The 12402-nt window shown below is 44.6% G+C and carries 8 protein-coding genes; all 8 read left to right on the top strand.

All coding sequences use genetic code 11. The features are described from left to right. Positions 1–108: 108 nt before the first annotated feature. The 8 genes from GPK60_RS12720 to GPK60_RS12685 all read left to right on the top strand — a co-directional run bounded on the left by GPK60_RS12720 (position 109) and on the right by GPK60_RS12685 (position 12115). Positions 109–5022, top strand: a complete 4914-nt coding sequence (locus GPK60_RS12720) for a DUF4430 domain-containing protein (protein WP_215660479.1) — start codon at positions 109–111, stop codon at positions 5020–5022. A 95-nt stretch (positions 5023–5117) separates the two neighbouring features. Continuing rightward, entirely contained in the window at positions 5118–6704 is a 1587-nt protein-coding gene (locus GPK60_RS12715; protein WP_215660477.1) for a hypothetical protein, read from the top strand. Positions 6705–6800: 96 nt separating this feature from the next. Further along, entirely contained in the window at positions 6801–8036 is a 1236-nt protein-coding gene (locus tag GPK60_RS12710; RefSeq protein WP_215660474.1) for a DUF4430 domain-containing protein, read from the top strand. Between the two features lie 250 nt (positions 8037–8286). Then, positions 8287–8658: a GntR family transcriptional regulator gene (locus GPK60_RS12705; RefSeq protein WP_022119119.1), complete on the top strand. Its 372-nt coding sequence runs from the start codon at positions 8287–8289 to the stop codon at positions 8656–8658. Between the two features lie 12 nt (positions 8659–8670). Next, entirely contained in the window at positions 8671–9546 is an 876-nt protein-coding gene (locus GPK60_RS12700; RefSeq protein ID WP_346727784.1) for an ABC transporter ATP-binding protein, read from the top strand. After that, on the top strand, positions 9543–10205 hold the full coding sequence (locus GPK60_RS12695) for an ABC-2 transporter permease (protein WP_215660472.1): 663 nt from the start codon (positions 9543–9545) through the stop codon (positions 10203–10205). The genes GPK60_RS12700 and GPK60_RS12695 overlap by 4 nt, the downstream gene beginning before the upstream one ends. A 154-nt stretch (positions 10206–10359) precedes the next feature. Next, the gene (locus GPK60_RS12690; protein WP_022119116.1) at positions 10360–10734 is read left to right on the top strand and encodes a BlaI/MecI/CopY family transcriptional regulator; all 375 of its coding nucleotides are present in this window, start codon (positions 10360–10362) and stop codon (positions 10732–10734) included. Between the two features lie 31 nt (positions 10735–10765). After that, positions 10766–12115: a M56 family metallopeptidase gene (locus tag GPK60_RS12685; RefSeq protein WP_215660468.1), complete on the top strand. Its 1350-nt coding sequence runs from the start codon at positions 10766–10768 to the stop codon at positions 12113–12115. Positions 12116–12402 lie beyond the last annotated feature (287 nt).

Raw genomic sequence — 12402 nt, 5'->3', positions numbered from 1 at the left:
TATTGAAACCGCCGTGTACCGAACGGTACGCACGGTGGTGTGAGAGGACGGCGGTTAGTCACCGCCTCCTACTCGATTATAAGATCAGCAAAGAAGAGGAGAAAAGCGATGAAGCACAAAGCAGTCACACAGCGTATCCTTGCATGGATGCTTGCTCTGGCATTGCTGTTTACCGGCATTCTTCCGGCAAATACAGCAAGCCTGACCGTAAATGCAGCGAGTACGACAAAAAGCAGCAATGAAATCACAACTGCAGAAGAATTTCCGACCCAAATTCCGGCAGGTGAAACCTATACACTGACGGCGGATATTAAGCTGGCAGACGGACAGCAGATCACAGATCTTGCCGGAACTCTGGACGGACAGGGACATGTGATCACCCTTTCCGGGAAAGCACTGGCGGAAAACGTATCCGGTACGATCCAGAACCTGGGAGTTGCAGGATCTGTTGATGTTACTTCCGGCTATAGAGGAAGTATTGCAGACAATCTGACCGGAACCATTCAGAATTCTTATTCTCAGGCAAAGATCAATGACAACTGGAATACTGTTGGCGGACTGGCTGGAACGATAAAAGGCGGAACTGTCCGTAACTGTTACTATGCAGCAGAGCTGAAGATGATGAATGGCGGAATTGCAGCCTATGCAGCAAGTGATGCAAGATCGCAGATCTCAAACAGCTATTTTCAGTCCGGAACTATGATTGAGACAGTTGCCATGGCAGCTTCCAACGCAGATGTCAGCGACTGTGCATCCAAATCTGCTGATGAATTAAAAACAGCAGACACCGTTGCTCTGTTAAATACAGGTATCGTCGATACCGGCTATATCTTTGCAGTCTCCGAAGATGGCGGATTTCCGGTTCTGGTAAAGGGAGCGGCCGAAATCAGCTGGACACCGCTTGAAAATGCACTGAAGCAGGCAGAAGGCTATGAAGAGGAAAACTATACGGAAGAGAGCTGGAAGACACTTTCTGATGCAGTAGCAGCCGGAAATGCTTTAAAAGCAGGCGAAGGGGTGACACAGGAGCAGATCACAGCGGCAGCAAAGGCGATCACCGATGCGATCGCAGCACTGAAAAACAGACCGACGACAAAACCGGTGGCACTGCCGGAGAATGTGATCTCCATCTCTTCCCAGGCAGATTTTTCCAAGATGGACAATGCAAAAGGCAAATATTTCGTCCTGACACAGGATATCACGGTAAACAGTGATTATGAAGATAAAAGTTTTTATATGAATTATTCTTCGTTTGCCGGGGTTCTGGACGGACAGGGACATACCATTACGTTTGAAAACGCAGGCTCGCTGTTTGCAAATCTGTCAGCAGGTGCTGTGATCCAGAACCTGACGGTAAAAGGAACGATGACCGGAAGCAGCAGTAATGTGACCGGACCGTTTGGAACGACCGCCTATGGTGCTTCCATTTTGAACTGTAAAAGTGAGATCAGCGGAGCAAACGTGGCAGGATTTATCGGGAAGACCGGAGCCTATATGGGAGCAAGTGCTTCCGATGACCGCAACGGTGTGATCGCAAACTGTATCGCAGTGGGAGATACCGGAAAAGGAGCACTTTGCAACAGCAGCAGCAACAACAGCGGTGCGGCGATCGTTGAGAACTGCTACTGGCTGGATACACTGGGCAGCGGTTCCGGTGCAATGTCCGAAGAGGACATGAAAACGCTGGATCTGGCAGAAAAGTTAAATGCCAATAAAGGCGAAAACGGAACTTCCTGGGGACAGGGAAGAGACGGTTATCCATACTTTGGCGAAAATCAGGATTATACACCGGGACAGTATGAATGGCCGGAGACAGGCGAAAACGCATACGATGTCGCATTTCAGGCAAAAAATGAAACAGAACCGACCGTTCTGGAAAATGCAAGACTGGAAGTAAGCCCGGATGCTGTTGGAATGGCAAACATAGCCGGAACATTTTCTCTTGTGGATTATACTCTGCCGGAAGGCGAGAGCCTTTCCTGGAGCTTTCAGCAGAGAAAACCGGAACGTGCCTTTGAAATTTATGAAGATGGAACATTCTGTGTAAACGGAACCGGAACAGCAGTGCTTCAGGCAGTAAAGAACAACAGCGACGGCAGTCAGGAAATCCTGGCATCTGTAGCGGTCCGTTCCAGCAGAATCCAGATGACAGATATTAAACTGTATGTGGATGGAGAAGATGTAACGGACGGAAAAGTTACGGTACAGGGTTCTGAATACAAGCATATTACCGTAAAAGCACAGTATCAGGGCAGTGAAGAGTATCAGGATGTTTCTTACGCTTCCTTTATCTATGCAGCGGATGAAGCGGGTGCAAAACTTCTGCATAACCGCACCGATTCTTCCAGCGGCTTTTCCTTTAAAGAGACCGGAAGTGCAGTCTTTACAGTAACTGCAAAAAATCAGCCGGAAATTCACAAAACCGTGACGGTAACCTCTGCTTATGTGCCGGTAACATCCGTTGTTCCGGCAATTTCCGGCACAAAAGAAATACACAGCCGAAATGCAAACAGCGACGGACAGGAAACGGATGGCAGAGTTGCATTCAATCCAATCCTTGGTTCGGCAGTTGTCACACCGGCAAATGCAACCAATGCAGATAAAGTAATGATCACAAGTGATGATCCGGACGGAACGATCGCATACTATACAAATGGCGAAAAGGCTTACATACCGAAACAGGCCGGAACGGTAACCTTTACAGCGACGATCGAAGATACCAATCCGCAGACGGGAGAAACGAAAACAGTTTCCGGTGACAGTACGGTAACCTTTGTCTACAAAAATAACGTAAAAACCGTAGAACTTGCAGAAGAAAATAAGAATATGACGGTAGAAGCCGGCAAGAGCAGTGCAGTGTTTGCACCAATTGTCACAGGTGAACTGGATGATCAGGGATACGATGTCACGGAACCGGCTCTGAAATGGACTTACAGCCAGAGAGGTATTGCACAGGTTGTGAGAACCGGAAGCGGTTACTGGAAAAAGAACGGCGATTATAATGTGAACGATCCGGATTATGGTTCCTATCTTCCGGTGGCAGAATATCAGATTACGGGACTCTCCGAAGGAACCGTGACAGCAACCGGAACACCGATCGATGGCAAAAATAACGTAAAACCGGTAACGATCACCATTACCGTAACAAAGGGAAGCACCGCAGATATCGATGTAAAAGCAAAAGCAGAAGAAGGCATCAACAGTGCCGTAACGTACATCACAGAAAAACACAGCACAGACGGCTATGCGTATGGAGATGAATGGCTGATCTACGCATTGCTTCGCAATGGAGTTGAGATTAGCTCAGATGTGCAGGATGCTTATTATCAGTCTGCTGCAGCGGAAGTAAAGAAATGGAATGCAGACCAGAAGCCGACAGACATCGAGCGTGTTGCCCTGGCACTTACGGCAATGGGCAAAGATATCACCGATGTGGACGGTACAGATCTGGTATCCATGATCTGCAATTCCGAAAAGCTGAGCGATGGATCAAATGAACTGATCTATGCACTGATGGCACTCGATGCAGCCAATGTTGCGATTCCGGCGGATGCAAAATGGTCCAGAAACACGATCATAGAAGCAATGCTTGGTTTTCAGAATGAAAACGGTGGATTCGGACTGACCGGAAAAGACAGCACCAGTGTAGATATGACGGCCATGGCACTTCAGGCCCTTGCACCTTATCAGGAGCGAACCGAAGTAAAAGAAGCGATTGATCGTGCAGTTTCCTGTTTAAAAGAGGAAATGCGTGATGATTTCGGATATGGAACTTCCGAATCTACGGCTCAGGTACTTCTGGCACTTTCCTGCCTTGGCATTGATCCGACTTCTGCAGAAGTGGGATTTGGTACACCAAACTTTAATATGATCACAAATCTGATGAAATACCGCCAGAATGACGGAGGATTTTCACATCTGTCTAACCTTGCAAAATCGCAGGAAATGTCAACGGTACAGGTACTGCAGGCATTTGATGCATATAAAAAAGGAACAAACACCTACTGGCTGATAAATGGTGAAAATCAGAGCGTGGCTGTCACCATCCTTGGCGATGAAGTACACGACAGCGACAAAGACGGAAAGATCCATGCATTTGTAAAGAATAACCTTCAGGTATGGGCAGCACAGAGCGAGTATCGTGTTCCGAAGAATGCAACCGCCATGGAAGCTCTGGATGCGGCACTTGCGGCCAATAAAATGACCAGTGAGAAAAAATACGGTGACACTTACATTGCATCGGTTACAAGAGCAGACGGGGTGAAACTCGGAGAGTTTACAAACGGAAGCAAATCCGGCTGGAAATATAGCGTGAACGGAACGGAACCGGATGTTGGTGCATGTGATTATACATTAAAAGACGGTGACGTTGTCATACTGCACTATACAGACAACTATGCAAAAGAAAATACAGAAATCGATGAACAGGTAGAAAATGTTATTCGACTGATCGCAGCTCTTCCTTCCTCAGATAAGCTTACACGGAACGATCAGGAAGCAGTAAAAGCAGCAAGAGCAGCATACGACGCACTTACCGATACACAGAAAGCAAATGTGGAAAATGCAGATCTGCTGGTAAAAGCGGAAGCACAGCTCAAGGCTTTACAGGATGCAAAGAAAGACGATGATAAAAAGGACAACAACAAGGGCGATAACAGCAATAACAACAACAGTAATAATACAAACAACGGCACAAACGGAAATCAGAATCCGGGCACACAGACCATTGTCAGACCGGCAAAAGTAACAAAACTGACCGTATCTTCCAAAAAGAAAAAGGCATTCCTGAAGTGGAAGAAGAACAGCAAAGCAACCGGATACGAAATCTACCGTGCCACAAAGAAAAACGGCAAGTACAAAAAGATCAGAACGATCAAAAAAGCAGCTGCCGCAACATTCACAGACAGCAAAGTAAAGAAAGGCAAAACTTACTATTATAAAGTAAGAGCTTACAAGACCGTAAAAGGAAACAAAGCAAACGGAAAATTCAGTGCTGTCAGAAAAGTAAAGATTAAAAAATAGCAAAAAATGACAAAAAAAGAAGCTGCCTGCGACAGCTTTGGAAGGTTTATGTATAGTTTCCTAAAACAATCATTTACAGAAAGGAAAAGCAAGGCATGAAGAAAATGACACTTGGAAATCGTATCCTTGCCATGCTTCTGGCGTTTGTCATGATCCTGACCGGAATCGCTCCGGGCACATTCAATGCCCGGGTCGTGAAAGCAGCTGATGCGACAGAACAGAGATTTAACAGGATCTACCGTGAAGACGGCATCGTACAGGTGACAGATTCCATTTACCAGAATTCGGACAGCATACTGACGCCGAAGGAAACATTACATCGTATCAAGGCACGGAAGGCCGGTGAAGTTACAGATAACAGCCAGGTATCCGACAAAGTCGATATAGATCAGATTGTAAAAGAAGGTATCACAAGTGCATCCACCTTCCTGAACAGCCAGAACTATAAATATGAATGCAGCGGTGCATCCGACTGGTATATCATGTCAAAACTGCGTACCGGACAGACGATCAGCGATGCAGAAAAAGAAGCATACGGTCAGAGTGCTGTTTCTGTTGTTTCAAAATGGAAAGCAAACCAGAAACCGACCGATATCGCAAGAGTGGCACTGACCCTGTCTGCTATGGGCAAAGATATCACGAATGTAGGCGGTGTAAATCTTGCAGCAATGCTGTACAGTAGCGACAGACTGGAAGACGGTTCAAACGAACTGAGCTGGACACTGATCGCACTGGATGCAACCTCTCAGAAAATTCCTGCAGATGCAAAATGGAACAGAGAATCCATGATCGATGCACTGCTTGGATTCCAGAATGAAAACGGTGGTTTTGGCCTGTTTGACAACAAATCAACAGGTGTAGATATGACTGCTATGATCCTGCAGGCATTGGCACCATATGTAAAAGAAGCGAAAGTACAGACGGCTGTTGACAAAGCACTTGCATATCTGAAAGATGCTATGGACGAAGAATACGCTTATACTTCTTCCGAATCTGCTGCACAGGTTATCCTGGCACTTGCCTGCCTGAAACGGGATGCCGTGGATGCAGGTTTTGCAGCAGAATCAAAAAGTATCTTCTCAACGCTTGAGAAAAATTACTGCGTGAAAGGCGGCGGTTATGCACATCTGAAAAATGGTGTTGCCAATGCAATGGCTTCTTACCAGATCATGGAAGCATACGAAGCATACAGAAGATTTAAAGCATCCGAAGAAGGCTACTGGGATATGAACTCCCTGAAACCAAGTACACCGGAGACGCCGTCTACCCCGGAAACACCGAACACACCGGAGACGCCGTCTACTTCGGAAACACCGACCACACCGGAGACGCCATCTACACCGGAAACGCCATCCACGGATAAGACCCCGGAAACACCGACCACAGAAAAACCGGCTAAGAAACCGGCCAGACCTGTGATCAGAAAGGCAGCAGCAGGAAAGAAAAAAGCAACTCTGACCTGGAAAAAAGTCAAGGGTGCAGCCGGATATCAGGTATATCGTTCCATGCGTAAAAACGGCAAATACGTTTGCGTGAAGAAAAACCTGAAGGCAGCAAAATACACAGACAAAAAGCTGAAAAAGGGAAAAACTTACTATTACAAAGTACGTGCATATAAAAAAGTCAACGGAAAGACCATTACTGGTGCATATTCTGCCATACGTAAAGTTAAGGTAAAATAAAGTCACAGAAAAACACAAAAACAGGAGTATGGATACGCTCTTCGGCAGAAGGAGTGTTCCATACTTCTTCCTGTTTTATAGGAAGGAGTCCATATTTTGAATATAAGAAGACGCACAAAGAATATTATTACTGCTCTGCTTGCCATGGTTTTATGCCTGACGGGATTTCTGCCGTTATTCGGTATGCAGACAGTCAGAGCAGAAGAAAAAGAAGCAAAGATCTGGTTTAAAGACAGCGAAGACAACGCAGACAGTGGTAAAGCCACGTTTGTATCGGACAAGGGCGGAATCGTTTATGCATCCGTAGAAAAATTTACCGTTGGACAGGGCTATCTGATCGAGCCGACGGAAGTTTCCTTTGAAGCCGGAGAGACTTATGCAGATATCATCGAAAAACTTCTGAAAGCAAACGGCTATACTTACGATGCACAGAACACCGGAATGGGATTCTATCTGGCAGAGATCGACCATGCAGACAGCGGTGTACTGAATATTCCGCAGTGTATTTCAAATATGTCAGAAGATGCACCGACCAATGACAAACACAAGTCGAATCCGTATAAAGATACGCAGGGGCTTGGTGAGTTTTCATACTCCAATTATTCTGGATGGTATTATTTCGTAAACAACGAAAATCCGGGCCTTGGAATGGGCGGGGTAAAAGCCAGAGACGGAGATGTGGTGCGTTATCAGTTCACACTCTACGGACTCGGTGCAGACCTGGGAGATAAGCCAAATGATCAGACAGGCGGTATCAAAGCACTGGAACTGCCGAACAAAGATTCCGTCACCAAAAATCTGGCACTTATGAGACAGATCCTGGCAAAAGATGACAAGGCTGATCCGGAAGGTATATACAAAAACGTTCTGAAAATCGTAACCAATATGGACAGCACAAAAGAACAGTTTGCTCAGGCAGAGCAGAGAGTGTCCGCCTGGCTTGCAGAGTATCCGCAGAAAAAAGCAGAGCGTGACAGGGCAGAAAAGGAAAAAGCAGAGCGTGAGAAAGCCGCAAAGGAGGCAGCACTTCAGAAAAAATATACACCGGCCAAAACGACACTGAGATCCATCAAAAATGCCGGAAAAAACAAAGTCCGACTCACCTGGAAAAAAGTATCCAAGGCTACCGGTTACGAAATCTACCGCAGCACAAAGAAAAAAGGCACTTACAAAAAAATAAAAACCATCAGCAAAAACAAAACCGTATCTTTCGTGACCAAACTGCCAAAAAAGAAAGGAACCTGTTACTTCAAAGTCCGTACGTATCGCAAAGCCGAAGGCAAAGTTTATTACGGCAAAGATTCCGCTGTGAAAAGCAAAAAAGTAAAATAGAGAAAATATATCAATATCCAGACGTCCATCCGGAGAGCAGATCTCCGGGTGGACGTTTTTTGTGCTTCTGATACCTGTATAAGAAGAATATGTCATGCGATGCATGACGTGCACCTTGCAGCAAGAATGTCAGAGGGATTCTTGGACAGATGTAAATAAAAAAATTGGATATAAACAGTGCATAACAGTTGACAACAGTACTAAACTGTTATATACTGTTTGCGACAAAAGCAAAGAAATGGAGGAATCTATGAAACTGATCATCAACAATTCTTCCATGCAGCCAATCTATGAGCAGATCTGCACACAGATCAAGAATAAAATCTTAAGCGGTGAACTGAAACAGGAGGAGATGCTTCCCTCTGTGAGAACCTTCGCGAAAGAACTGAGGGTCAGTGCGTTGACGGTAAAAAAAGCCTACGATGCTCTGGAACAGGAGGGCTTCATCGTTACAGTGCATGGAAAAGGAAGCTTTGTATCCGGAGTCAATCAAGAGCTTCGCATGGAAGAAAAAAGAAAAGAAGTAGAAACGGATCTGGAACAGGCGATCCGCAAAGCAAGGAGCTGCGGCATGACAGAAGCAGAGATACGGGAGCTGTTTGAGCTGATCCTGGAAGATTAGGAGGAGAAGAGGATGGAAGAGATTTTGCTGGATTTAAAAAATGTCAGAAAACAATATGCAAATTTTTCACTGGAATGTTCGATGCAGGTAAAGCGTGGAAGTATCACCGGGCTGATCGGTGCAAACGGAGCCGGAAAGACGACCATTTTCAAAGCATCACTGGGACTGATTCATACAGACGGCGGTGAGATCCGGATGATGGGAAAGACACCGCAGCAGCTGACAAACGAAGAATGGGAAAAGATCGGAGTGGTACTTTCCGATGCGACCTTTCCGAATATTCTGACAGCGGAAGATGCAGGTGCGATCCTGAAAAAGATGTATCATCGGTTTGATAAAGCAGATTTCGAAGAGAAATGCAGAACATTCGATATCCCGATGAATAAAAAGATGAAAGAAATGTCAACCGGAATGAAGGCAAAACTGAAAATTCTGATGGCAATGTCTCATCAGGCAGAAATCCTGATACTAGATGAGCCGACCTCCGGTCTGGATGTGATGGCAAGAGAGGGGATTCTGGATGCTCTGCGTGCCTATATGGAGCAGGAAGAGAGGGCAATTCTGATCAGTTCACATATTTCCGGGGATCTGGAAAATCTCTGCGATGATCTTTATCTGATCGATCAGGGAAAAATCCGTCTGCACGAAGATACCGATGTTCTGCTGGATCAATACGGTATTTTAAAAGTGACCGAATCCGAATTTGCGGCACTGGATAAACAATATATTCTGGCATACTGCAAAGAAGATTTTGGATATTGCTGTCTCACCGATCAGAAACAATATTACATGGAAAATATGCCGCAGATCGTGATTGAAAAGGGAACGATCGATGAAGTGATGAAAACCATGTTAAAAGGCAGCAGCCGGAAAGGAGTATCGTTATGAGAGGATTGTTCGAAAAAGATATCAGAATAATAAAAAATCAGAAAAAAATGATGCTGATCTTTGCTGGAATGGGAGTTTTACTGCTTCTGTCAGGGGTGGAAATTTCCTTTATCCTGCCTTATATGGCATCCGTGATGACGAGCGTTGCGATCAGCACGATCAGTTATGACAGCATGGACAATGGAAACAGCTTTCTCTTTACCCTTCCGGTCAGAAGAAAAGACTATGCAACAGAAAAATATTTCTTTGTATGCGGATTCGGAGCAGTTTCCGCACTGATCGTAGCTATCGCCTGTGGGATTCTTCTGCTGGTTAGAAAAAGCGAAATGACAGCAGGTGCCTTTGGCGTAGAGACAATGACATGTCTGCTGATTGTGCTTCTCCTTGCAGATCTGCTGGTTCCATTACAGATCAAATTCGGGGCAGAAAAATCAAAGATCGTGATTCTGGCAACGGTTGGTATTCTGGTTCTGGGCTTTGAAATTATGAAAAATCTGGATCAGTACATGCAGGGAATCAGTAGCTGGGGCAGAAATTTATGGCAGATCATCAGCAGTTATAAAATTTTGTTTGGCATTGCCGGAATCCTTTTGGTCGCATTGCTTACCTTCATATCCTGGACGATCTCCTGCCGTGTGCTGGAAAAGCAGGAAATGTAAAAAATATCAGGTCCAAAGGTCAAGAAAAAGAGAAATAGTACTTGACCGGAGGACCTGTTTTTGCTAAAGTTATATTACGATATAGTAATAGGAGCTGCCTGAATCCCACCGGCTCCTGAACTATAAGAATATAATATAACAGGAGGTAAAAACAATGGGTTGGTATGGATTATCCGATTCTGAACATGAAATCATGAAGTACATCTGGAAACATGAAGAGGTAACATTAAGAGAGGTGGTAGCCTGGCTGGAGAACAGAGGCTATACGTGGAAGCAGCAGACTGTCTATACGCTTCTGAACCGCCTGATAGATAAAGGTGCGATCACAGCGATCAAGAAAGGAAATTATCGCTTATATTATCCGGCGATCACAGAAGATGAGCTGATCGGACAGTGGACGGAAAATCTGGTAGAGAATGAATACCAGGGATCCCTGAAGAACTTTCTGCTGGCATTCACCAGAAGAAAATCACTGACCAGAACAGAGGCAGATGAGCTCCGCAAAATTTTAGACGAAAAAGAAGAATAAAGCGAAAATAAGGGAGCAAAGGAGAAGAAATATGTGGGATTTGCCGATATATATGGGACTGGTCGGAAGCGTAGCATATGTTGCGTATAAATTGCTATACCGGATGACAGGAAAAGAAAAACTGAGTGCATCCGGCCGCTGGATTCTGCTGCGACTTGTGATGGCATTTTATCTGCTTCCGTTTCCGCTGCTGTCAGAGCCGTTAAAGAGAATGATAAGAGACTTATCTGACAAAGATATTCTCTTTCGGAAAGTAAATACAGGAGTGCGATGGGAAGATGTTTCAAAAACATTTTATATAGGAAATGACGGGTATATGACATTTGGAAAAATGGCAACCTGGAAACGAAATATTTTGATAACAGGAATTGTTGTTTTTCTGATCTATATGCTGCATTTTCTGAAAACTTATCGGGAATGTCGCAGACTGGCACACCGGATTCCGGGGCAGAAGCCAAAGAATAATCTGGATGATGCCAGCAGCCGGATTGCCAGGAAGTATCATGTAACCATAAAATATGTCCCGGAAAAATGCGGTTCTTTTACGCAGGGGATCAGGCGTCCGACCGTTGTGATCGCACAGTCCGAAGATGAAAAAGCAACACAGTATCAGACCAGACATGAAATGACACACATCAGGTATCACCATACCTTCTGGTCACATCTTGCCTTTCTGGTAAATGCAGTCCATTTCTGGAACCCACTGGCTTACCTTTTTTATCAGGAAGTGCGTCAGTGCATTGAATTGCATTGCGATGAGCAAGTATGTCAGTCACTGACAAGAGAAGAATGTATCGAATATGGAAAACGGATACTGGATGCAGCAGTGCAGGATTCCAATACCGGTGTGCTGAATTTCAGAGGAAAGATCCGTTATCATAATATGGAGGAGAGAATCAAAATGATCAAAAGAAAACCGAAAACGAAAAAAGGAATCTTGCTGGCAGCGTTGCTGCTGATGTCCGCAGCTACCGCAATCCCGGTACTGGCATATGAAAGCCCGAAGGTTGTATACGATGAAGAACTTGAAGCTGGAGAAGTATTGACTGATGTAGTCTTTGTTCCAGACGGAACAGAGCTTGTGAACAAACCGGATTGGTATGTAGACGGGATTCCAACGGGAGAGATTCCGTTTATCACAACGAATGCTTATTTTATGGATGAAGCTGGAAATATCACCTATCTTTCAGAAGAAGATGTAAGTGTGCAGGCGATATGTAGCCATTCTTTTGAAAGTGGAATAGTCAGGACACATAAAAAAAATGCAGCGGGCGGCTGTACGATAATAGAATATAGTTGCCAGCAATGTACAAAATGTGGTTACATAAAAAATAAGGTAGAACAAAGCAGAACTACGAATAAAACGTGTCCACATAAATAATAGTGCCAGATCCCCTTTGAACAGAAATAGAGGATAGTGATAAAATCCCATTGGACAAAAAAGATAAAAACAGAAATGTCTGATGGGATTTTTTGTAAATATTATCAGAAATGAGTAGGAACGTTGCTCCTTATCGAAAGAAATATTTTGTTATTTTGCATATTACCATTGACAAAAAATAAAATAAATAGTATACTACAAATAAGTAATAAAAAAGAAAGGAGTTGGTGGATAAGAGAAAATAAAGAGAGATAAGATAATGGGGGAAGCAAAGACAGGAGCATGAA

It is taken from the genome of Ruminococcus sp. MCC718, assembly GCF_018783905.1.
GTDB lineage: Bacteria > Bacillota > Clostridia > Lachnospirales > Lachnospiraceae > Hominisplanchenecus > Hominisplanchenecus faecis.
The sequence above is the reverse complement of the archived record's forward strand: the minus strand, read 5'-3'. Positions and strand labels throughout refer to the sequence as shown.